Genomic DNA, 21149 nt, shown 5'->3' with positions numbered 1-21149 from the left:
CACGTCCACCCCGAACGCATCGGAGGCCTTGGTGTTCAGCATCACCGTCCGTGACCACGTGATGGTCGCCCACAGCTTCCGCGGGGAAGTCTTCGGACCCGCGCAACGCCTGCACGGCGCGACCTTCGTGGTGGATGCGACCTTCCGCCGCGCCGAGCTCGACGAGGACAACATCGTCGTGGACATCGGCAAGGCCACGGAAGAGCTCAAGGCGGTGCTGAGCGACCTGAACTACCGCAACCTCGACGACGAGCCGCAGTTCAAGGGCATCAACACCTCCACCGAGTTCCTCGCGAAGGTCGTCGCCGACCGCCTCGCCGACGCCGTCCACGCCGGCCGCCTCGGCGAGGGCGCGCGCGGCCTCGAAGGCATCGCCGTATCGCTGCACGAATCCCACGTGGCGTGGGCGAGCTACGAGCGTGCCCTGTGAACTCCCTTCACGTCGTCCTTCCGGGGGACATCGACGACGCGTCGGTCCCGAGCGGGGGCAACACCTACGACCGCCGCCTGTGCGACCGCCTCGCCGCGGCCGGGCTCGACGTCCACGAGATCGCCGTCTCCGGCACCTGGCCGCGCCCGGACACCGAGGCCCGCTCGGTCCTCGGCCACCTGCTCGCCGCGCTGCCCACCGGGGCCGCGGTGCTGCTCGACGGCCTGGTCGCCTGCGGCGTCCCCGAGGTCGTCGTCCCGCAGGCGCGGCGGCTGTCGCTCTCGGTGCTGGTGCACCTGCCGCTGGCCGACGAGACCGGCCTGCCGCCCGCGCTCGCCGCCGAGCTCGACGCGCTCGAGCGCGAGACGCTGCGGGCCGCGAGCTCGGTCGTCGCGACCAGCGAGTGGGCCGCGCGCCGGCTGGTCGAGCACCACGGCCTCGCGCCGCACCGCGTGCACGCCGTGCCGCCCGGGGTCGACCCGGCGCCGCTGGCCGTCGGCACCGACGGCGTGTCCCGGCTGGTCTGCGTGGCCAACGTGACCCCGCGCAAGGGCCAGGGCGAGCTCGCCCAGGCCCTCGAAACCGTCGCCGACCTGCGCTGGACCTGCGACTGCGTCGGCGGGATCAAGCGCGAGACGAAGTACGTCGAGCGGCTGCGCGAGCACCGGCTCGGCGCCCGCTTCACGCTCACCGGCCCCCGCACGGGCGCCGCGCTGCACGCGACCTACCACACCGCCGACCTGCTCGTGCTGCCTTCGCGCGCCGAGACGTACGGCATGGTCGTCACCGAAGCCCTCGCCCACGGCGTGCCCGTGCTGAGCACCGACGTCGACGCGCTGCCCGACACCCTCGGCGTCGCGCCGGACGGCTCGGTCCCCGGCATGCTCGTGCCCGGCGACGACGTCGCGGCGCTCGGCGCGGCCCTGCGCCGCTGGCTCACCGAACCCGAGCTGCGGACCCGGCTGCGCGCGTCGGCGAAGCTGCGCCGCGAGACCCTGACCGGCTGGGACGACACGGCCCGCCGGATCGCCGACGTCCTGCAGCGGCAGGAGGCGGCGGCATGACCACCTTCGCCCCCGAGTGGCTCCACCTGCGCGAACCGGCCGACGCCGCGGCCCGCGCCACCGAACTCCTCGAACCCCTGCGGGAGTACCTGCCCGCGGACTTCACCGTCCGCGACCTCGGCTGCGGCACCGGCTCGCTCGGCCGCTGGCTGGCCGCGCGCCTGCCCGGCACGCAGCACTGGATCCTGCACGACCACGACACCGAACTGCTGACCCGCGCCCGCGCCTCCCTCCCGGCCACCGCGCTGGACGGCAGCCCGGTCGACGTCGTCGCCGAGCAGCGCGACGTCACCGCGCTGCGGGCCGCGGACCTGGCCGGGACGTCGCTGGTCACCGCGTCCGCACTGCTCGACCTGCTGACCAAGGCCGAGGTCACGGCCCTGGCCACGGCGATCGTCGAGGCCGGCTGCGCGGCCCTGCTCATGCTCTCGGTGACCGGCCGGGTGGAGCTCTCGCCCGCCGACCCGCTCGACCCCGCCATCGCGGCCGCCTTCAACGCCCACCAGCGCCGGATCGCCGGCGGCCGCCGGCTGCTCGGCCCGAACGCCGTGGACGTCGCCGCGACCGTGTTCGGCCGGCTCGGTGCCGCGGTGGTGCGCGCGCCGAGCGCGTGGCGGCTCGGCCCGGACCAGGCGGAACTGCAGCGGCAGTGGCTCGAAGGCTGGGTCGGCGCCGCCGTCGAGCAGCTGCCGGAGCTGCGCCCGGTCGCCGACGTCTACCTGCAGCGGCGGCTGGAAATGGCGCAGTCGCACGAGCTGCACGCGGTGATCCACCACGGCGACCTGCTGGTCCTGCCGCCGAGCCTGGAGGTGGCGGCGTGAAGCGCGCACTCGCGTGGCTGCGCATCCTCGGTGCGTTCGCCATCCTCGGCGTCCTCGTCTGGCAGCTCGGCAGCGCCGCCTTCCTCGACGGCCTCGGCCGGATCAGCACGCCCGGCGTGCTCGCCGCCCTCGTCATCGGCTTCGCGACGACGGTGTTCAGCGCGGGCCGCTGGCAGATCGTCGCCACCCGGCTCGGCCTCCGGTTGTCCCTGCGCGGGGCGGTCGCCGACTACTACCGCGCGCTGTTCCTCAACGGCGTGCTGCCCGCCGGCGTCCTCGGCGACGTCCACCGCGCGGTGCAGCACGGCCGCGACTCCGGCGACGTGCCGCGCGGCGTGCGCGCCGTCGTCCTGGAGCGCACCGCCGGGCAGATCGTGCTGATCGCGTCCGCGGTCGGCGTGGTGCTCTTCGCCCCGGACGTCGTGCCCGGCGCGTTCCGCGAGGTCGTCACGGGTGCCGGGGTGGCCGTCGTGCTGGCCGCCGTCGCCGCGCTGGTGGCCGGGCGCGTGTTCGGCGGCCGCTGGATCCACAGCACGTCGAAGGTGCGCCGCGGCTTCGCCGTCACCCTCGCCGACCTGCGGCTCGGCCTGTTCAGCCGCGAGACCTGGCCCGGTGTGGGCTTCCTGTCGGCCGCGACGCTGGCCGGGCACCTCGCGCTGTTCGTCGTCGCCGCCCGCGTCGCCGGGGTCGGCGCGCCGGTCGGGCAGCTCGTGCCCCTGATGGTCCTCGCGCTGCTCGCGATGGGCCTCCCGCTCAACGTCGGCGGCTTCGGCCCGCGCGAGGGCGTCTGCGCCCTGCTCTTCGGCGCGGCCGGTCTGGGCGCCGCCCAAGGTGTCACCGTCGCCGTCGTCTACGGCGTGCTCACGCTGGTCGCGAGCCTGCCCGGGGCCGGTGTCCTGCTCGTCCGGAGCGTCGCCGGGTTCCGCGTGACCCGCGCTCCGCACCCCGCTGTCCGGCCCGCTCCGCGCGCGACCTCGGACACCGGGATCGAATCGGAAGTGGGGTTGCCTTCATGACCGCAAGCGAAGTGCTCGGGGACCTGCCGCACCGGGCCGTGGTCGAGCGGGTCGTCGAGACCCGGCTCCCGACCCGGCACGGGACCTTCCGCGCGGTCGGCTACCTCGACCGGACCGGCACCGAGCAGGTCGCGCTGGTGTACGGCGAGCTCTCGCCGCTCGGCGCCCTGACCCGGGTGCACAGCGAGTGCCTGACCGGCGACGTCTTCGGCTCGACGCACTGCGAATGCGGCGACCAGCTGGCGGCCGCGCTGGACCGGATCGTCGAAGAGGGCTCGGGCGTGCTGGTGTACGTCCAGGGCCACGAGGGCCGCGGCATCGGCCTGCTCGCGAAGCTCGAGGCGATGCGCCTGCAGCAGGACGAGGGGCTCGACACGGTCGACGCGAACGTGGCACAGGGTCTCCCGGTCGACGCCCGCGACTACCACGCGGCGGCGGGCATCCTGACCGACCTCGGTATCCGCTCGGTGCGGCTGCTCTCCAACAACCCGGAGAAGGTCGAACAGCTCACGCGCTACGGAATCCGGATCAGCGAGCAGGTCCCGCTGCTGGTTCCGCCGAACCCGGAGAACCTGCGGTACCTGCGGACCAAGGCCGAGCGGATGGCCCACCTGCTCCCGCACCTGGACCAGGTCTTCTCAGGCGCCTAGCGCCTCCAGCACGCCGGCGAAGCGCTGGACCAGCGTGTCCAGCACGACGTGCCCCTTCGCCGCGCTCGCCAGCGACGGACGGCCGACCACCCCCGACTCCGTGTACGCCCGCAGGCCCAGGGTCAGCAGGTGCTCCCGGTCGGTCACGTGGTCGGCCGTCTCGTAGCCGGGCCGGACCAGGTGCGGGTGCGCGTGCAGCAGGATCGACGTCTCGAGTTCACCCGCGTGCATGTCGTCGTCCAGCGACGTCCGCAGGCCCGCCGCGGTGTGCGCGGCCTGCCAGTCGGCGACGCCCGGGAACAACGCCATCGCGCCGGCGGCCTCCTGGACCACATTGGACAGTACGTAGTTGCCGCCGTGCCCGTTGACCAGCACGAGCCGCTCGACACCGGAGGCGCGCAGCGAGTCCGCGACGTCGGTGACCACGGCGTGCAGCGTGCGGGCCGAGACGCTCACCGTGCCGCGCCACCCCGCGTGCTCGTGCGAGCACGAGATCGTGACCGGCGGCAGGTGGAGCACGGGGTACCGCTCGGCGACCGCGCGGGCGAGCGTCGCCGCGATGACGGTGTCGGTCGCCAGGGGCAGGTGCGCGCCGTGCTGCTCGAAGCTGCCGACCGGCAGCACCGCGACCGCCGCGTCCCGCTCCTGCTCGTCGACGCTGGTGGCGAGCGGGAAGAGATCGGTCATGGGCACGTCCCTTCACTAGGTTGGAGTCATGAGCGAGCATGCCGCACTACTCGACGTCGCGCGCGAAGCCGTGGCGAAGGCGACCGCCATCGTCCGGTCGCGCCCGAGCTTTTCCGTTTCCGCGAAAGGTGATCGCGACCTGGTGACCGACGTCGACACGGCGGTCGAGGACGCGCTGCGCGAGTTCCTCACCGCCGAGACACCGGAGATCGGCGTGCTCGGCGAGGAGCGCGGCCGCACCGGCGAGGGCGCCGGCCGCTGGTGGGCGCTCGACCCGATCGACGGCACCGCGAACTTCGCGCGCGGAATTCCGCTCTGCGGGATTTCCCTGGCCCTGGTGGACGGCGAGCACAGCACGGTCGCCGCGATCGCCCTGCCGTACTTGGGTGTCACCTACACGGCCGCGCGCGGTGAAGGGGCTTTCGCGAACGGAGAACGCGTGGGCGCGTCGAGGGCGACGGAAATGTCCGACGCGATGATCGCCGTCGGCGACTTCGCGATCGGGCGGCTCGCCGAGGACCTGAACCGCGCGCGGCTGCTGCTCCTCGCGGACCTCGGCGCGCGGGCGCAGAAGATCCGGATGCTGGGCACCGCGGCGATCGACCTCGCGTGGGTGGCGGACGGAAAGCTCGACGCCGCACTGATCCTGTCCAACAACCCGTGGGACACCATGGCCGGCGTGCTGCTCGTGCGCGAGGCCGGCGGCGCCGTCGTGGACCGCGACGGCAGCGAGCACACGGTGGGTTCGGCGGCGACGATCGCCGTCGGTGCGGGGCTGCGCAACGAGATCGTGGATGCGCTTGATCGCGCGTATGGGGTTGTTCGTTAGGATTTCGGGGTACATGGTGGGCAGCGCCACGCGTGAAATTGCGCTGCCCGCGCAAGGTTTTCGGTTACGTTGGTACCGGTCGGCGGGTGATCCTGGCATGCTGGCCGGATCCCGCCCGCACGCTTCGAGAATGGTGGATGCTCGTGGAAACTCGCCGGATCCGCGATCGGTACCGGCTGGTCGAGCCGATCGGCGGCGGTGCGATGGGCACGGTGTGGCGGGCCCAGGACGAGATGCTCGACCGCACCGTGGCGATCAAGGAACTCCTGCTGCCGCACGACCACGACGAGGACCGCACCGAGGAAGCGAAGAACCGCGCGATGCGCGAAGCGCGGATCGCGGCCCGGCTGCAGCATTCCCACGCGATCACCGTGTTCGCCGTCCTCGAGGAAGAGGACCGGCCGTGGTTGATCATGGAGTACCTGCCGTCCAAGAGTTTCGCCGTCCTCGTCCGCGAGGAGCCGACGACGGTGGACGACGCCGTCCGCGTCGGCGCGCAGATCAGCTCGGCGCTGGCCGGCGCGCACCGCGCCGGGATCGTGCACCGCGACGTGAAGCCGGCCAACATCCTGGTGTCCGACGACGGCACGGCGAAGATCACCGACTTCGGCATCTCCCGCGCGATCGGCGACGTCAAGCTGACGGCCACCGGTGAGATCGCCGGCACGCCCGCGTTCCTCGCGCCCGAAGTGGCCCGCGGCGAGGACGCGAGCTTCGCCGCCGACGTCTTCTCCCTCGGCGCCACGCTCTACGCGGCCGTCGAAGGCCAGCCGCCGTACGGCACCGCCGACAACCCGATCGCGTTGCTCTACCGGGCCTCCAGCGGGGAGATCGTGCCGCCGGAGAAGGCGGGCCGGCTGACCCCGCTGCTGCTGCGGATGCTCGCCTCCGAGCCGGCCGAGCGGCCGTCGATGGACGAGGTCGAGCGGGAACTGAGGGCGCTGCTGCCGGACGCGGAGCCGGGGGCGTCGGTGCTCGCGGAGACGATCCCGGAGACCGAGCCCGCCGCCGTGCCGACCGTGCCCGCCACGGTCGCCGTGCCGCCGGCCGGCGAGGTCGCCTCGGTGTCGCCGGGCGCGCGCAAGGGCCTGATCGCGGTCGGGGCGGGCGCGGCCCTGCTGTGCGTCGCGGTCGTCGTGGCGATCCTGCTGGTCGTGCGGCAGAGACCGCCGCAGGACAACGCCGCCCCGCCGCCCGTGCAGCAGCCGTCGACCTCGGCTCCCGCGTCCGTGACCCCTTCGCCGTCGGCGTCCTCCTCGCCTTCGGCGCCGCCGTCGACCACGGCGCCACCGACCTCGACGCCGGTCTCGCCGGTGTCCTCGACCATGAACCCCGCCCAGGCCCTGTCCGCCTACTACGCCCTGCTGCCGAGCAACCCGGCGGAGGCGTGGAAGCTGCTCACGGACAAGTTCAGGGCGTCCCGCCACCAGACGTACGAGTCGTACACGAGCTGGTGGGGCCGGTTCAAGTCGGTGAACGTGACCAACGTGAAGGAAGTCGGGCCCAACCGGGTCACGGCGACCGTCCTCTACAACGGCGGTCAGGCCGAGACCGACACCTTCACGATGGTCCAGGTGAACAACACCTGGATGATTGACTCCCAAGGCTGAACCGACCCGCCTCCGGCTGCGTGTGACGGATGAGACGTCCCGCCGTCGATCCCTGCTGGAGGTTGAGCGATGAGGCCTGCCGACCCGATGGTGTTCATCCTTCCGGCCGCGCCACCGGGGACCGACACGTACGACAAGCGCATGTGCCAGAACCTGCCCGCCGTCGGGCAGCCGGTGCTGGAGCTGCCGATCGCCGGCGACTGGCCGTCGCCCGACGCGACGTCGAGGCGTCGCCTGGCGAGGTCACTGGCCGCGCTGCCGGACCGGACCGTGGTGCTGCTCGACGGCGTGATCGCCTCCGGCGTGCCCGAGATCGTCGTCCCGCACGCGCGGCGGCTGCGGCTCGCCGTGCTGGTGCACCAGGCCCTCGCCGACGAGCCCGGCCTCGACCCGTCGCACGCGGCGGAGCTGGACGCGTGCGAGCGCGAGACGCTGCGGATGGCCGGGATGGTCGTCGCGACCAGCCCGTGGCTCGCCCGGCTGCTCATCGACCGCCACGACCTGGACCCGGGCCGCGTCTACGTCGCCAAGCCCGGCACCGACGCGGCCCCGCTCGCGGCCGGCGCCGACGGCGTCTCCCGGCTGCTGTGCGTCGGCGACGTCACCCGCCGCAACGGCCAGGACCTGCTGGTCCAGGCCCTCGGCGAGATCGACCACCTGGCACTGTCCTGCGTCCTGGCCGGCTCACTGGAGACGGACCCGGGGTACGTCGACGAGCTCGGCTGGTCGATCGAGCGCCTCGGCCTCGGCGGCCGGATCACGCTCGCCGGCGGCGCCGTGGACCTCGGCGACGCCTACAACGCCGCGGACCTGCTGGTCATCCCGGCGCGCGCGGCGACGTCCGGGATGTTCGTCGCGCAGGCGCTGGCCCGCGGCATCCCGGTGCTGGCCACCGAGGTCGGCGGGGTGTACGACGCACTGGGCGTAGACGCCGACGGCGAGATGCCGGGCCTGCTGGTCGAGCCGAACGACCCGTTCGCTCTGGCCGACGCCCTGCACCGCTGGTACGCCGACCCGGAGCTGCGCCGCTCCCTGCGCACGGCGGCCCTGGGCCGGGGCAGCGCGCTGGAGGAGTGGGACGTCGCCGCCCGCCGGCTCACGCACGCGCTGTCGAGACTGGCGTCCGAACCCCGCATCGTCGCCTGACGCTTGCCGCCGGGGCCGAGGCTCGGCCAACCTGACGCGATGGCGTCCCCCCTCGATTCCGAACGCGGGTTCCTCGAAGTCGCCGGCCGCGACCCGGACCGGCCGCTGCGCGACCAGCTGCTCGGCTTCCGCGATCTGGTCTCGGCCGACATGGACTGGGCCGACAGCCGCAAGCGCCGCTTCCGGCGCCGCGCGTCGGCCGTGCGGGTGGCCGCGCTGCTGCTCACCGCGGCGTCGACGGTGGTGCTGGGCATCCAGGAGATCCCGGCGCGGGCGTCGATCGCGCTGCCGATGGTCGCGCTCGTCACCGTGCTCGGCGGGCTCGAGACGTTCTTCAACTGGCGCTCGCGCTGGGTGCTGATGGAGGAGACCCGCTACAACCTGAACCGCATCCGCGACGAGATGGACTACTACCTCGTCGGCACGCCGACGGCCGAGCTCAGCCGCGAGCGGCTCCAGGAGTTCTTCGACCGGCACCAGGTGACCTGGGCCGACGCCAGCCGCCAGTGGGTCGAGTTCCGCAAGCTCGACCGGCCGCCGCAGTCCCCGGAAATCCGCGCCTGAGCGACTCCTTTTCGCCTCCGCCGGATCCCCGTGTTCGGCTTCCCTGGCCTGGTGGAGCGGTTCGCCGGGCCGGACCCGGCGAACCGGACCATCACGCCAGGGTGAGCGCGTAGATCTCGACCCGCGGGTCGTTCGGCAGGCTCACCGACTGCAGGGTCTTGGCGGAATCCAGCGCCGCCGAGATGCCGAACAGCCGCACCGGTGGGCCGTCGACGCCGCTGCCCGCCTTGATGCGGTGCGGCATGTCCAGCAGCACCGGCGTACCCGAACCGGCCCAGTCGGCGAACGTCACCGCGAGGTCCGTGCTCGTGCCGTCGGTGTAGTGCGCGGTCAGCGTCGTCGACACCGGGCCGTTGTGCGACGACCCGACCAGCTTCAGCGCGCCGTGCTGACCCGCCGGGAGCAGCAGGGACTGCCCGCGGGCCTCCACGAAGTTGGGCGAAGTCCCCGACGCGTCCGGCGCCGAGTACGTGACGCCGTCCCAGGTCACCGGCCCGGCCGGCGGCAGCAGGGAAGCGTCGTAGCTCCAGCCGCCGCCGTCGAAGTTGCCTTCCGTGGACGCCGCGACCGTCGCCGTGCCGTCGTGGTTGAGGTCGCGGCCGAGGTCGACCGCGCACGACGTGCCGGCGACGCACGCCGACGGCGTCCGGACCTCGACCGTCGCCGACTTCGACACCGTGTTCGCGCCCGGCCCGGACACCTTGACCTGCACCGGGTACGTGCCGAGCGCGGTCCCGGCGGGCACGGTCACGGTGACCGGCACGGTCTGCTGCACCGGCAGGCGGCCCGACCAGATCAGCCTCAGCTTGTCCGTCTGCACCTTCCACCCGGCCGGCGCGGTCGCCGAGATCGTCACCGGCTGCAGCGCCGGGTTCTGCGCCAGGACGTCCAGGTCGAGGTGCACCTGCTGAGCCGCACCCGCAGGGATCACCACCGACGTCTGCCGCAGCGACGCGTCGACGTGCCGCCGCGAGTCACCCGCCGCGTTGTTCACCGACGGCGGCTCCGACCCGGTGCCCCACGAGGACGGCTTCGACCCGAGCGTGTGGTTCAGGACGCCGCCGTGCGCGACCGCGGACCAGTCCAGCGACGTCTCCCGGACGTTGCGGCCGTTCAGCGAAACGCTCTGCACGTACCGGTTCGCATCGGACGCACCCGGCGCGTTCACGGTCAGGGTGCCGCCCTGCGAACGGCCGTACTGTCCGATCCGGACGGTCGCCGACTCGAACTGCGGGCTCGACACCGCGAGGAAGTTCGCGCCGCTCATCGTCGGGTACAGCCCGAGCGAGGAGAAGACGTACCAGGCGGACATCGTGCCGAGGTCGTCGTTGCCGGTCATGCCGTCCGGGCCGGTGGTGAACAGCGTCATCGCCGCGCGGACGACGGTCGCGGTCTTCGCCGGCGCGCCCGCCCACAGGTACATGTACGGCGCGAGCAGGTCGGGCTCGTTGTTCGGGTTGTACGTCGCCTTGCCGTAGTAGTCGTACGGGCTGGAGATCCAGTCGTTGCGCGCGGTGCCCGCCGGGTCCTTCAGCAGGTTGTCGTAGGCGAAGAAGGAGTCGAGCCGCTTCTCCGTGGACTTCTTGCCGCCCATCAGCGAGACGAGCCCGCTCGGGTCCTGCGGGACGAGCCACTGGTACTGGTAGGCGCCGCCTTCGTGGAACTGGTGGTCGGCGTCGACCGGGTTGTACGGCGTGAGGAAGGTGCCTTCGGTCGTGCGCGGGCGGAACGCCTGCGTCGAGGAATCCCAGAGGTTCCGGTACCACTGGCCGCGGTCGGCGAACATCTTCGCGTCGGCCTGGTGGTTCAGGCCACGGGCCATCAACGCGAGCGCGGCGTCGGCCGCCGAGTACTCCATGGTCGCGGACGCCGGGTGCTCGCAGTCGTTGTCGCCGCCCTTGGCCGCGCAGTCCTTGCCGAGCGTCAGCCCGCTCGGGATGTAGCCGCGGTCGTTGTAGTAGTTGACGCCCGAGCGGCCGTTGTACGGCGAGTCGGCGGGTGGCGTGCTCGTCGCGTTCTTCTTGAGCAGCGCGTATGCCTCTTCTTCGTGCCCCGCGAGCAGGCCCTTCGACCACGCCTCGACGAGGAACGGTGTCACCGGGTCGCCGGTCATGATGTTGGTTTCGCTCTCGGCCAGCGCCCAGCGCGGCAACCACCCGCCGTCCCGGCCGATGGCGACCACCGACAGCGCGACGTCCCGCGCGACCTGCGGTTCGAGCATTTCGAGGAGCTGGTTCTGCGGCCGGTAGGTGTCCCACAGCGAGAAGTTCTGGTACGGCGTGTAGCCGCTCGCGGTGTGCACCTTGCCGTCGAAACCGGTGTAGCTGCCGTCGGTGTCGCCGGCCAGGTTCGGGTGCAGCTGGGCGTGGTAGAGCGCGGTGTAGAACGCCGTCTGCCGCTCGGTCGTGCCGCCGCCGATCTTGATCGCGCCGAGCTTGTCCACCCACTGCTGGTGCAGCGCGGCCCGCGTCGCGTCGAAGTCGTAGTTCGACGTCTCCGCCGCGAGGTTCTTCCGCGCGCCGTCGAGACCGGTGTAGGACAGGCCGACCTTGAGCACGACGTCGTGGTCGGTGGTGGCGTCGAAGCTGGCCCACGCGCCGTTGCCACCGGTGCCCGCGGCGTCGCGGCTGCCCGGCGTGCGCGTCGAACCGCGCCAGGTGCCGAACGAGCTGAACGGCCGGTCGAACGTCGCGGTGAAGTAGACGGTGTGCTCGTCGTGCCCGGCGCAGAACCCGCCGGCCTTGACGCGGCCTTCGAGCGTGCGGTCGCCGACGACGTGGATCTCGGAGTCCTTGACGGACTGGTTGGCCTGGCCGGTGTTGAACAAGACGTTCGCCTGCCCGGTCGAGGGGAAGGTGTAGCGCTGCCAGCCGGTGCGCGCGGTCGCCGTCAGCTCCGCGTTCACGCCGTACTTCTTGAGGCCGACGCGGTAGTAGCCGGGCTCGGCGTGCTCGTCGTCGTGGCTGTACTCGGACTTGTAGGCGTTCTTGTCAACGTTGTCCACGGCGCCGGTGGTCGGCATGATCGGCAGCTCGCCCATCACCCCGCAGCCGACGCCGGAAAGGTGCGTCTGGCTGAAGCCGTAGATCGCGTTCTGCAGGTAGTCGTAACCGCCCTGCCCGCCGGTGTCGGGGCTGACCTGCACCATCCCGAAGGGCGCGCTCGCGCCGGGGAACGTGTTGCCGAAGTTCTGCGTGCCGACGAACGGGTTGACCAGGCTCACCGGGTCGACCTGTTCGGCCGCGTGTGCCGTGGCCTGGGTCGTGGCCGCGACCACAAGGCCCACGGCCACGGCGGCGACCAGCCGTCTGCTTTGCGACCCCATGGGGCTGCTCCTCCCGGATGACAACGTTGTCAGATGTGGATCGGGGACCAAGTCGGTTGGGAGCCTGCCACCTTCACGCCGATTTGAGAAGAAGGCAACCAGGTCAAGCCGTTGTCATGGCCGTCCTCAGGAGCGTTCACGCTGGAGCTTTCCGATGTGCTGGACAGAGCCCGAGCAGCGCGGCGACGTTCGGTTTGCGCTCGTCGCGCCGCCGCCAGGTCATGGTGACCGCGGTCGTCCGCCCGGCCAGCGGGACGGCGACCGCGCCCGGGTGGTCGACCATCGCGGGCACGATCCCGCACCCCAGGCCCGCGGCCACGCAGCGGCCCAGGGCGGCGAGGCTGCCGACCTCGGTCTCGACGACGGGGCCGTCGATCCGGTCCAGCATCTCCCGGAAACCGCAGCCCGGCGGGGTGGCCAGGAAACCGATGCCGCGGAGATCGGCGGGCTCGACTTCTCCCTTGCCCGCCAACGGGTGTCCGGGCGGCGTGATGACGACGAGCGGCTCGTCGTCGAGCGTCCGGCAGGCGACCGCGGGGTCGTCCGGCGCGGCCCCGAACGTGAAGCAAACGTCCATTTCGGACTCTCGCACGGCTTGGTACAGCTCGCCCCGGCCGCCCTCCCGGACGGAGATCCGCACCTGCGGCCACCGCGTCCGGTAGGCGGCGAGGAGCGGCGGAACCCAGTGCGTGCACAGGGTTTCGAGGGCGCCGATGACCAGCTCACCGTCGGGTTCGCCGCGTTCCTCGTCGACGGCGGCTTTCGCTTCTTCGACGAGTGAGAGCACCTGATCCGCGTACCCCACCAAGCGTTCCCCGGCCGCGGTGAGCTGTAAACGCCTTCCGCGTGCGAACAGCGGCGCCCCCAGCTCGGCTTCGAGCGCTTGGATCTGTTCGGTGACGCTGGACTGCGCGTAGTGCAGTTCCGCGGCGGCGCGGGTGAAGTTGAGCGTCCGCGCCACGACGCGGAAGGTGCGCAGGTGGCGCAGTTCCATGAGGTCCCCCATCGGCGTTCCCGATGGCCACCATCGTAACTCCCTGCTTCCGTCGGCGTCACGGAGCGTCCAACCTGGCTGGGTGGCAAGACTCCTCATCGGCCTTTCGCTGGGCTACTTCCTGGTCATGCTGGACACGACGATCGTCACCGTCGCGCTTCCCGCGCTTTCCCCTTCGCTTTCCGAGCAGCAATGGATCTCCAACGCCTACACGCTGACGTTCGCGGCATTCCTGCTGACGGCCGGCGCGTGGTCCGACCGCTTCGGGGCCCGCCGAATGTTCTTCACGGGCTTGATTTCGTTCGCTCTTCTGTCCGCGTTGTCAGCGCTTTCTCCGTCGGCTCCGATCTTGATCGCCCTCCGCGTGGCGCTGGGTGTCGCGGGCGCGTTGCTGGTGCCGTCTTCGCTGTCCTTGATCGCGGCGGCCCACCCGGTTCCCGCGTCCCGCGCGAAGGCGATGGGCGTGTGGGCGGCACTGAGCGGAACGGGCCTGGTCGCGGGACCGCTGCTGGGCGGTCTCCTGACGCAGGGTTTCGGCTGGCGCGCGATCTTCCTGGTGAACGTCCCGGTGGCCGTGGCGGCGCTCGCGCTGTCCCGCTCGGCGCCGCCGACCCCGCCCAAACCGGGCCGCACGGACGTCGCCGGCCAGCTCTCGGCGATCATCGCTTTGTCGACCTTGACGTACGCCCTGGTCGAAGGCCGTCCGTGGCTCCTGCTGGGTTCCGCCGCCGCGGCGGCGGTGTTCGTGCGGTCCCAGCGCCGTCCGGATGCCATGCTGCCCGGCCGCCTGTTCCGCGCCCGCGCGTTCCCGCACGGCCTGCTGGCCGGCGCGATCGTGAACTTCGGCCTGTCCGGGGTGTTGTTCGTGCTCTCGCTGTACTTCCAGGAATCGCGCGGCTATTCGCCGTCTTCGACCGGCCTGGCGTTTCTCCCGCTGACGATCCCGACGGCGTTCAACCCGATCTTCACCGGCCGGCTGGTGGCCCGGATCGGCCCGCGCGTTCCCGCCGTTTCCGGCTTTTTGCTCATGGCGTCGGGCGTGTTCCTCCAGGCGTTCTCGGCGCCGTCGGTGCTCGCGTTGGCGCTACTGGGTTTCGGTGTCTCGCTGGCGATCCCGGCCCTGCTGACGGCGGTGGTCGGATCGGTTCCGCCCGAGCTGGCGGGCACGGCCGGTGGCGCCCTGAACGCGTCCCGGCAGACCGGCGCGGTCTTGGGGGTCGCGGTCCTGGGCGCGCTGCTGAACTCGACGTCGGCCACCACGGCGCTGGTCGTCGCGGGCACAGTCCTGATCCTCGGTGCGGTTGACTGTTTCCTGTTCTCCTAGGAAACAGGAAACGCCTTGTCGGCATTTCCCGGGTGACGAATCCTGGTTGCGGGGCCGGAAATTCCGCCGGAATCCCCGATCCGAAACCACTCGACGGAAGGATTCGTCATGTTCAAAAAGCTGGCCAAAATCGGTGGGCCCCTGCTCGCGCTGTGCGTCCTCGCGGCGGTCCCGGTGATCGGTTCCACCTCGGCCTACGCGGACGGCGACGGCAGCACCCCGCCGCCGTCCACCAGCACGCCGCCGCCGGCGGGCACCGACGGCAACCCCTGGCACGGCTGAGGTGCGCGGACCGGCCGTCGCGGGGGGACGGCCGGCTCGGTCACGACCCGCAGGCGCATTCCCAGCCGGCGCGTTCGTCGCGCACCTTGCGGGCTTCCGGCAAATCGAGCGCGGCGAATTCCGTTTCGGCGGCCGTCCAATGTTCGACGGCGCTTTCGTGGTCGCCCATCGCGTGGAGCGTTTCCGCGACACCGCGGTGCGCGCGGGCCTGGTAGGTGCGGTTCCCGTCGCCGGCGGCGAGGTCGAGGGCGGCCTTTCCGGCGCTCAACGCCTCCCGGTGCGCACCCCGGGCGAGCGCGGTCGCGCCGCGGTCGAGGTAGAGCTGGGTGCGCAGGTCGGCGTCGGGAACGTTGGCCGCCACTTCCTTCGCTTTGTCGTGGTAGCGCACGGCTTCGGTGTACCGGCCGCGCTGGCGGTGCACGTTGCCGATGTTGTTCAGGGCGTACGCCTCGACGCAGTGGTCGCCGACCTCGGCGGCGTGCCCGTGCGCTTCGGTGTAGCTGGCCAGTGCCTCCGGGAGCAGGCCGAGCTTTTCCTGCACCGACCCGAGGTTGTTCAAGGCGTGCGCGACGCCCTGGACGTGCCCGATCTCGCGCAGCGTGCCCGCGGCCGCCGAGTGCTGGCGCAGCGCGACGTCGAGGTTGCCGTGCAGCTCGTTGAGGTAGCCGAGCATGCTCAGCGCGTGGGCCTCGCCCCGGCGGTCCTCGGTCTGCTCGTACTTCTCCAGCGCCGCTTCGAGGTGCGCGATCGCCTGCTCGTGCTTGCCCAGCTCCATCGTCGGGATGGCGAGCGCGCACAACGTCGCCGCTTCGCCGCGCGGGTCACCGAGCCGGCGCCACTTCGGCAGCGCCTGGGCCGCCAGCTCGAGCGCTTCGGAGAGCTGGCCGCGCCGGTCGTGCGCGGTCGCCAGCCGCAGCAGCACGTGCGCCTGGCCGTAATCGTTTCCACGGTCGGTCGACACGATCGCCCAGGCGAGCTCCAGGGTGCCGATCCAGTCCTCGAACTGGTTCGTCGTGTTGAAGTAGCGCCACAGCAGCACGGCCAGCCGCCAGGTGTGCTCCGGCAGGTCGTGCCGGGCGGCGTAGCGGATCGCGGCGACGAGGTTGTCGCGCTCGGCGACGATCCACCGGAGCCCGGCGCCGGCGTCGGCGAAGACCGGCGTCACCGGGCACGACCGGTCGAGCGCGGGCAGCTGCGCCCGGTCGAACGGGTACGCGGCACCGACCGCGGCCGCGAGCGTCACGAGGTAGAAGTCGAGCAACCGCACGAGCGCCGGCTCGGACGCGGGCTCGCCGGCGGCGAACTCCTTGAGCGGGTCCAGCATCTGGTACCGCTCCGGCGCGGCCTCCTCCAGCAGGCTGACCTCGTGCAGGTCGTCGAGCAGCCGCCGCGCTTCGGCGACTCCGCAGCCGGCCAGCGCCGCGCCGCCGACGACGTCGACGTCCGGCCCGGGCAGGCTGCCGAGCAGCCGGAACATGGTGCGCTGCGGCTCGCCGAGCTGCTGGAAGGACGCCCGGACCGCGGCGACGCCGTCGGCCTCGCCCCACGGCCCGCTCTCCTCGAGCAGGTGCAGCAGGTGGTCCAGCGGCCAGCCGGCGTGCCGCCGGAACAGCGCGGCCGCCACCCGGATCGGCATCGGCAGGTACCCGCAGCGCTTGACGATCAACGCGACGTCCGCCGCCCGGCCGCGCACCCGCGGCGGGTCGGTCAGGGCCTGGAACAGTTCGGCCGCTTCTTCGGGTGGCAGGGGCGAAAGCCGGACGGGCTCGCCGGTGTCGCCCATCAGCCGGCTGGTGACGATGGCGAGGCAGCCGTCCACCTCGGGCAGCAACGGCCGGATCTGCTCGGCCGACGCGGCGTTGTCCAGCACGACGAGCGTGCGGGTGCCCCACAAGGTCGTCTGGTAGAGCGTGACCTTCCGGCCGACGGTGGCCGGGATCTGCTCGGCCGGCACGCCGAGCTCGACCAGCAGCTCGGTGAGCGCGTCGCCGACGCTGGTCTCGGGCACGCCGGGGGTGAACCCGTTGAGCCGGGCCATGAGCTGGCCGTCGGGGAAGCGGTCGCGGAGCCGGTGGGCGGCTTCGACGGCCAGGCCGGTCTTGCCGACGCCCGGCGCACCGCTGATCCAGACCGCCCCGCTCGCGGCGGCCGTCTCGATCGTCGCCAGCTCCGCGGCGCGCCCGGTGAACCCGCCGGGCCGCGACGGCAGCGAGCTCGGCGGCTCGCCGTGTTCGGCGCGCGCGGCGAGGTTGCGCAGCACGGGACCGGGCGCCATCCGCAGCTCGGCGAGGGCGTCGCGGGTGCTCTGGAACACGCGCAGCGCGCCGACCCGGTCACCCCCGGCGAGCAGGGCACGCATGAGGAGTTCGGCGTGCTTCTGGCCGGCGGGATCGGACCGGACGAGCGGCCGCAGCCGGTCACGCGCCGAGCGGTGGTCGCCCGTGTCGAGCTCCAGCTCGGCCAGGTCGCCGACGGTGTCGGGCAGGCTCTCTTCCGGGAACGCGACTTCCGGCCCGCCCACGCGGTCGATGTCGATGTCCTCGAGGAACCGCCCGCGCCACAGCCCGACGGCCTCCCGCAGGAGTTCGATGGCCCGGCGCGGATCGTCGGTGCGGGCGGCCGCGGACCGCAGCCGCTCGAACCGGACGGTGTCGAGCTGGTCCTCGCCGAGCCGGAGCAGGTAGCCGGTCGGCGTCGTCTCGATGCCGACGCCGACGTCACGCAGCCGCTTGACGTACCCGCGCACCAGCGTGGGCTTGGTTTCCCGGCCGGCCCAGACGATCTCCGTGAGCCGCGCGGTCGACACCGGCTTGTTGGCGTTCAGGAGCAGCACGACCAGGACGAACCGCTGCTGCTGGTCACCCAGCGGCACCGGTGCGCCGTCGTGCCACGCCTCCAGCGGGCCGAGCATCCGAAACTCCACGCAGCCTCCCCGGCGTCAGCTTGCTTTCCCCGATTGATGTCGCGCAATCGGCCGTTGGAGTTTCGGTAATCAGCATTTCTTCCACGTTCGGTACACGCGCGCTTGCCAGACTCCGCCGGTCGAATCAGGGGTGAAGGAGAAACGGGTATGGGGTCCGACGTGTTGCCGTGTTACGTGGCGTGCGACGTCTCGCTGTCGATGGCCGACCACATCGAGGAGCTGAACGGGGGGCTCCGCGAGTTCCGCGGCGCGATCCACGCCGACGCGTCGATCGCCGACCGCGTGCTCTGCAGCGTGATCGGCTTCGGGGAGGAGCCTTCGGCGGTGCACGGGCTGTACCTCGCGGCCGAAGTCGCCGAGCTGCCGCCGCCGGGCCCGTGCGCCGGCACCAACTTCGGCCCGGTGTTCACGTTCCTGCGCTCGGTCATCGACGTCGACGTCCGGCTCCTGGAGACGCACCGGGTGCGCGTGCTGCGCCCGCTGGTGTTCTTCCTGTCCGACGGCCAGCCGACGGACCCGGTGACCTGGCCGGCGGCGTTCTCGGCGCTGTGCGACCCGGCGTGGGCGCGCCGCCCGCGCGTGGTGGCGTTCGGCGTCGGCGACGCGGACGGAGAGGCCCTGGGCCGCATCGGCACGTTCCGCACGTACCTCGGCCGCGACGGCGTCCGCCTGGGGACGGCGCTGATCGCCTCGGTGATGCACGTTCTGTCCACTTCCGGTCCACCGCCCGACCGCACCCTGTCCTGAAAAGGGGGTGGCAGCCATGGAAACGCACTGAAGGAGAACGACAGTGGAGCGTGCCGAGCTGGTCCAGGAGCTGAAAACGCTCCGCAAGGGCCGCGGCCTGGCGGGCCGGATCGAGGACCGGGTGGGACCGGTGCTGCGAACGGCGTGCGCGGTATCCGACGGCGACGGGCTGGTGGCGATCCGGGAGAAGGTGTCCGCCCGGCTGACCGAGTGGGCCTCGGACCTCCCGGACGACCTGCGCCTGGCGGTGCTGGCGGCCTTCGCGATCTGCGCGGAGGCCCGCCAGCCGCTGTACCAGGACCGGGTCCGCTGGGCGGCGCAGAAGATGGACCGCGACCCCCGGACGATCCGCCGCCGCATCGACGACGCGATCGAGCAGATGGCGGAGCAGGCGTTTTCGTCCGCCCCGCCGGCCGTGTCCTCGGCGGACTGCTGGCACACGACGTCGTTGTCGGTGTCTCTCGTGCTGGACGAACTGCTGGTGCTCGAGCACCGCCGGATCACCGCCGACCAGGACGGCGTGCGCTCCGTCGACCTGGCGGTCTCGCTGCCCGCCGGACGTCCCCCGGCCACCGTTCTCCACGGCGGGACCCTGGTGGACCGCGGCATGGAGACGCCCTCGCGGTGGGGGTACGGGCTGGAGTTGCCGCGGCCGTTGTCCCGGGGCGAGTCGTGGGAGTGCGCGGTGCTGTTCCGGCCACCGTCCCTGTGGCCGTTCCTGGTGTCGGTGCCCAGACAGCCGTGCGACCGCTTCGACCTGCACGTCCGCTTCGGCTCCGACGCGCCTTCGGAGGTCTGGGCCGTGGATGGAGCGTTCCAGCGGGACGTGACGGACCCGCGCTACCGAGGCCGGCGGGAGCCAGTGGACCCGTCCGGGGAGGTCCACCTGCGATTCCGCGCCCTCACCCCGGGCCTGGCCTACGGCGCGCGCTGGGGGTGATCAGTCGAGCAGCCGTTGTTCCTTGGCCACCGCGACCGCGCCGGACCGGGTGTCCACCGCGAGCTTCCCGTAGATCCGGCCGAGGTGGGTCTTGACTGTCGCCTCGCTGATGAACAGCGCGCGGGCGATCTCCTTGTTGCCCAGCCCCTGGGCCAGCTGACGGAGGATGTCGCGCTCGCGGTCGGTGAGCGAGGGCCGGGGTGCGCGCAGCTGGGCCATCATCCGGTCGGCGACCGGCGGGGACACCGCGGTCCGGCCGGCCGCGGCCGCTTCGATCGCCGCGTACAGCTCGGTGGCGGACCCGGCTTTCAGGAGGTAGCCGGTGGCCCCGGCGGCGATGGCCCGGCTGATGTCCGCGTCCGTGTCGTAGGTGGTCAGGACGAGGATCCGGGGACCACCCGGGGTGCTCCGGATCCGCCGCGTCGCCTCGATCCCGTCGATGCCGTCGCCGAGCTGCAGGTCCATCAGGACGACGTCCGGGTGCAGGGCGGCGGCCGTCGCGACGGCTTCCTCACCGCTCGCCGTCTCGCCGACGACTTCGATGCCGTCGGCGCCCGAAAGCAGGGCGCGCAGGCCGGCGCGCACGACGGCGTGGTCGTCGCAGACCAGGACCCTGATCACGGGACAACCTCCAGCGGGATCGCGGCCGAAACGACCGTGCCCTGGCCGGGCGCGGACTCCACGGTCAGCCTGCCACCGAGCTGCCGCGCCCGGGCCCGCATGGCCGGCAGACCGTGGCCGCGCCCGCCTTCGGGTGCCGTCTCGAGGAAGCCCCGGCCGTCGTCGGCGACGTCGAGGACGACCTGGTCTTCGAGGTAGGTGAGGGTGAGCACGGCGCGGCCGGCCTCGGCGTGCTCGCGCGCGTTGGCCAGCGCGCCCTGGGCGATCCGCACCAAAGTGGACTGAACGCGTTCGGGCAGCGGCCGTTCGGTGCCCTCGAACCGGACCTCCACCGGCAGCCCGGCGCGGCCGGCCACGGCGTCCAGGGCCTCGGCGAGGGTGGCGCCGTCGAGGTCGGCGGGTGCGAGGTCCTGCACGAGCCGCCGCGCTTCCGACAGGTTGCCCGCCCCGATGGCCTGCGCGGCACGGACGTGTTCGCGGGCCAGCTCGGGCCGGTCCCAGGCCTGGTCGGCGGCCTGCAGCAGCATGGCCTGGCTGGACAGCCCCTGCGCGAGCGCGTCGTGGATCTCCCGCGACACCCGGCCCCGCTCGGCCAGCACTCCCGCGCGGCGCTCGGACTCGCTCAGCCGCTCGGCTTGCCGGCGCATGAAGGTGATCACCGCGGCCGTCATCACGGCGATCGCGATCGGCACGATGGTCAGGTTCGGGTCGAAGCCGTCGGCCAGCCGGTTCTGCGAGACGACGACGAGCGCGGTGACCACGGTGACCAGGCCCAGGGCCGGGCCGGTCGGCAGGGTGCGCAGGCCGGTGATGAACAGCGGGATCGCCGACCAGGCGAAGCTGGGGGCGAGCACCACCAGGACCACCCAGAACGCCAGGACCACCGCCAACCAGAGCCCGTTCCGGGACCTGATGCCGATGCCGTAGGCGATCACGAGCGCGGCAGTCAACCCGACCACCCAGGGCGCGAGCGCGGTGCCTTCGTGACGCGTCAGGTACCGGACGGCCGAGGCGAGCAGGAGCAGGAAGAACGCCGAGTGCATGACCGCGGCGAGCCACCGCGCGTCGGAGTCGGCCGTCATGCGCTCCATGGTTCCTCCCTGCTCGTCCGGGACCAGCGTCAGCCCGGTCCGGAGGCGGCGCATCAGCCGATCGGATGACCCGGTTGTCGGCCGG

Annotated in this window: 19 protein-coding genes; 13 read left to right on the top strand and 6 right to left on the bottom strand. The window is 72.5% G+C overall.

What is annotated here, in order from left to right; all coding sequences use genetic code 11:
- The first annotated feature begins 31 nt into the window (after window positions 1-31).
- From ACWEN0_RS03795 to ribA, 5 genes are read left to right on the top strand one after another with little or no spacing between them, the layout of a single operon-like run.
- Complete coding sequence (locus ACWEN0_RS03795) at window positions 32-430, top strand: 6-pyruvoyl trahydropterin synthase family protein (RefSeq protein WP_451968647.1); 399 nt, start codon at window positions 32-34, stop codon at window positions 428-430.
- Entirely contained in the window at window positions 427-1494 is a 1068-nt protein-coding gene (locus ACWEN0_RS03790) for a glycosyltransferase family 4 protein (protein WP_451968646.1), read from the top strand. The genes ACWEN0_RS03795 and ACWEN0_RS03790 overlap by 4 nt, the downstream gene beginning before the upstream one ends.
- Complete coding sequence (locus ACWEN0_RS03785) at window positions 1491-2315, top strand: methyltransferase domain-containing protein (protein ID WP_451968645.1); 825 nt, start codon at window positions 1491-1493, stop codon at window positions 2313-2315. Before ACWEN0_RS03790 ends, ACWEN0_RS03785 begins: the two co-directional genes overlap by 4 nt.
- Window positions 2312-3331 carry a lysylphosphatidylglycerol synthase transmembrane domain-containing protein gene (locus tag ACWEN0_RS03780; protein ID WP_451968644.1) on the top strand — a complete coding sequence of 340 codons (1020 nt, stop codon included), beginning with the start codon at window positions 2312-2314 and terminating at the stop codon, window positions 3329-3331. The genes ACWEN0_RS03785 and ACWEN0_RS03780 overlap by 4 nt, the downstream gene beginning before the upstream one ends.
- Window positions 3328-3981 (top strand): GTP cyclohydrolase II, encoded by a 654-nt coding sequence (ribA, locus tag ACWEN0_RS03775; protein WP_451968642.1) that lies wholly within the window; start codon window positions 3328-3330, stop codon window positions 3979-3981. The genes ACWEN0_RS03780 and ribA overlap by 4 nt, the downstream gene beginning before the upstream one ends.
- On the opposite strand, the gene ACWEN0_RS03770 is transcribed toward ribA, so the two are convergent.
- Window positions 3970-4668 carry a creatininase family protein gene (locus ACWEN0_RS03770; protein WP_451968640.1) on the bottom strand — a complete coding sequence of 233 codons (699 nt, stop codon included), beginning with the start codon at window positions 4666-4668 and terminating at the stop codon, window positions 3970-3972. The two genes, ribA and ACWEN0_RS03770, sit on opposite strands and share 12 nt — an antisense overlap.
- A 28-nt stretch (window positions 4669-4696) precedes the next feature.
- Between ACWEN0_RS03770 and ACWEN0_RS03765 the strand changes: the two genes are divergently transcribed.
- The 4 genes from ACWEN0_RS03765 to ACWEN0_RS03750 all read left to right on the top strand — a co-directional run bounded on the left by ACWEN0_RS03765 (window position 4697) and on the right by ACWEN0_RS03750 (window position 8817).
- Window positions 4697-5497 carry an inositol monophosphatase family protein gene (locus tag ACWEN0_RS03765; protein ID WP_451968638.1) on the top strand — a complete coding sequence of 267 codons (801 nt, stop codon included), beginning with the start codon at window positions 4697-4699 and terminating at the stop codon, window positions 5495-5497.
- Between the two features lie 137 nt (window positions 5498-5634).
- Entirely contained in the window at window positions 5635-7107 is a 1473-nt protein-coding gene (locus tag ACWEN0_RS03760) for a protein kinase domain-containing protein (RefSeq protein WP_451968636.1), read from the top strand.
- 87 nt (window positions 7108-7194) lie between these two features.
- A complete protein-coding gene (locus tag ACWEN0_RS03755) occupies window positions 7195-8253 on the top strand; it encodes a glycosyltransferase (protein ID WP_451969842.1) in 1059 nt (352 codons plus the stop codon).
- Window positions 8254-8292: 39 nt separating this feature from the next.
- Window positions 8293-8817: a DUF4231 domain-containing protein gene (locus ACWEN0_RS03750; RefSeq protein WP_451968634.1), complete on the top strand. Its 525-nt coding sequence runs from the start codon at window positions 8293-8295 to the stop codon at window positions 8815-8817.
- Between the two features lie 91 nt (window positions 8818-8908).
- Here the strand turns inward: ACWEN0_RS03750 and ACWEN0_RS03745 are convergent, their stop codons facing one another.
- The gene (locus ACWEN0_RS03745) at window positions 8909-12142 is read right to left on the bottom strand and encodes a GH92 family glycosyl hydrolase (protein WP_451968632.1); all 3234 of its coding nucleotides are present in this window, start codon (window positions 12140-12142) and stop codon (window positions 8909-8911) included.
- Window positions 12143-12278: 136 nt separating this feature from the next.
- Entirely contained in the window at window positions 12279-13148 is an 870-nt protein-coding gene (locus tag ACWEN0_RS03740; protein ID WP_451968630.1) for a LysR family transcriptional regulator, read from the bottom strand.
- Window positions 13149-13218: 70 nt separating this feature from the next.
- Between ACWEN0_RS03740 and ACWEN0_RS03735 the strand changes: the two genes are divergently transcribed.
- Both ACWEN0_RS03735 and ACWEN0_RS03730 read left to right on the top strand, forming a co-directional pair.
- Complete coding sequence (locus ACWEN0_RS03735; protein ID WP_451968628.1) at window positions 13219-14460, top strand: MFS transporter; 1242 nt, start codon at window positions 13219-13221, stop codon at window positions 14458-14460.
- A 108-nt stretch (window positions 14461-14568) separates the two neighbouring features.
- The gene (locus ACWEN0_RS03730) at window positions 14569-14742 is read left to right on the top strand and encodes a hypothetical protein (RefSeq protein ID WP_451968626.1); all 174 of its coding nucleotides are present in this window, start codon (window positions 14569-14571) and stop codon (window positions 14740-14742) included.
- A 40-nt stretch (window positions 14743-14782) separates the two neighbouring features.
- On the opposite strand, the gene ACWEN0_RS03725 is transcribed toward ACWEN0_RS03730, so the two are convergent.
- Window positions 14783-17665, bottom strand: a complete 2883-nt coding sequence (locus ACWEN0_RS03725; RefSeq protein ID WP_451968624.1) for a tetratricopeptide repeat protein — start codon at window positions 17663-17665, stop codon at window positions 14783-14785.
- Window positions 17666-17812: 147 nt separating this feature from the next.
- On the opposite strand from ACWEN0_RS03725, the gene ACWEN0_RS03720 reads away from it, so the two are divergent.
- Both ACWEN0_RS03720 and ACWEN0_RS03715 read left to right on the top strand, forming a co-directional pair.
- Window positions 17813-18412: a vWA domain-containing protein gene (locus ACWEN0_RS03720; RefSeq protein ID WP_451968622.1), complete on the top strand. Its 600-nt coding sequence runs from the start codon at window positions 17813-17815 to the stop codon at window positions 18410-18412.
- Window positions 18413-18455: 43 nt separating this feature from the next.
- Complete coding sequence (locus ACWEN0_RS03715; RefSeq protein WP_451968620.1) at window positions 18456-19352, top strand: hypothetical protein; 897 nt, start codon at window positions 18456-18458, stop codon at window positions 19350-19352.
- Here ACWEN0_RS03715 and ACWEN0_RS03710 read toward each other — a convergent pair whose 3' ends face one another.
- Window positions 19353-19973 carry a response regulator gene (locus ACWEN0_RS03710; RefSeq protein WP_451968619.1) on the bottom strand — a complete coding sequence of 207 codons (621 nt, stop codon included), beginning with the start codon at window positions 19971-19973 and terminating at the stop codon, window positions 19353-19355.
- Entirely contained in the window at window positions 19970-21118 is a 1149-nt protein-coding gene (locus ACWEN0_RS03705) for a sensor histidine kinase (RefSeq protein WP_451968617.1), read from the bottom strand. The genes ACWEN0_RS03710 and ACWEN0_RS03705 overlap by 4 nt, the downstream gene beginning before the upstream one ends.
- Between the last annotated feature and the right edge of the window lie 31 nt (window positions 21119-21149).

This window comes from Amycolatopsis sp. NPDC004378, from assembly GCF_053602455.1.
Note: the sequence above shows the minus strand (reverse complement) of the source record. Positions and strands in the feature narration are given on the sequence as shown.

What these genes read in the sequence shown, in the direction of transcription:
- ACWEN0_RS03785 (WP_451968645.1), top strand. Translation starts at nt 1,491, where the DNA reads ATGACCACCTTCGCCCCCGAGTGGCTCCACCTGCGCGAACCGGCCGAC.
- ribA (WP_451968642.1), top strand. Translation starts at nt 3,328, where the DNA reads ATGACCGCAAGCGAAGTGCTCGGGGACCTGCCGCACCGGGCCGTGGTC.
- ACWEN0_RS03770 (WP_451968640.1), bottom strand. Translation starts at nt 4,668, where the DNA reads ATGACCGATCTCTTCCCGCTCGCCACCAGCGTCGACGAGCAGGAGCGG.
- ACWEN0_RS03765 (WP_451968638.1), top strand. Translation starts at nt 4,697, where the DNA reads ATGAGCGAGCATGCCGCACTACTCGACGTCGCGCGCGAAGCCGTGGCG.
- ACWEN0_RS03760 (WP_451968636.1), top strand. Translation starts at nt 5,635, where the DNA reads ATGCTCGTGGAAACTCGCCGGATCCGCGATCGGTACCGGCTGGTCGAG.
- ACWEN0_RS03755 (WP_451969842.1), top strand. Translation starts at nt 7,195, where the DNA reads ATGGTGTTCATCCTTCCGGCCGCGCCACCGGGGACCGACACGTACGAC.
- ACWEN0_RS03750 (WP_451968634.1), top strand. Translation starts at nt 8,293, where the DNA reads ATGGCGTCCCCCCTCGATTCCGAACGCGGGTTCCTCGAAGTCGCCGGC.
- ACWEN0_RS03745 (WP_451968632.1), bottom strand. Translation starts at nt 12,142, where the DNA reads ATGGGGTCGCAAAGCAGACGGCTGGTCGCCGCCGTGGCCGTGGGCCTT.
- ACWEN0_RS03740 (WP_451968630.1), bottom strand. Translation starts at nt 13,148, where the DNA reads ATGGGGGACCTCATGGAACTGCGCCACCTGCGCACCTTCCGCGTCGTG.
- ACWEN0_RS03730 (WP_451968626.1), top strand. Translation starts at nt 14,569, where the DNA reads ATGTTCAAAAAGCTGGCCAAAATCGGTGGGCCCCTGCTCGCGCTGTGC.
- ACWEN0_RS03720 (WP_451968622.1), top strand. Translation starts at nt 17,813, where the DNA reads ATGGGGTCCGACGTGTTGCCGTGTTACGTGGCGTGCGACGTCTCGCTG.
- ACWEN0_RS03705 (WP_451968617.1), bottom strand. Translation starts at nt 21,118, where the DNA reads ATGCGCCGCCTCCGGACCGGGCTGACGCTGGTCCCGGACGAGCAGGGA.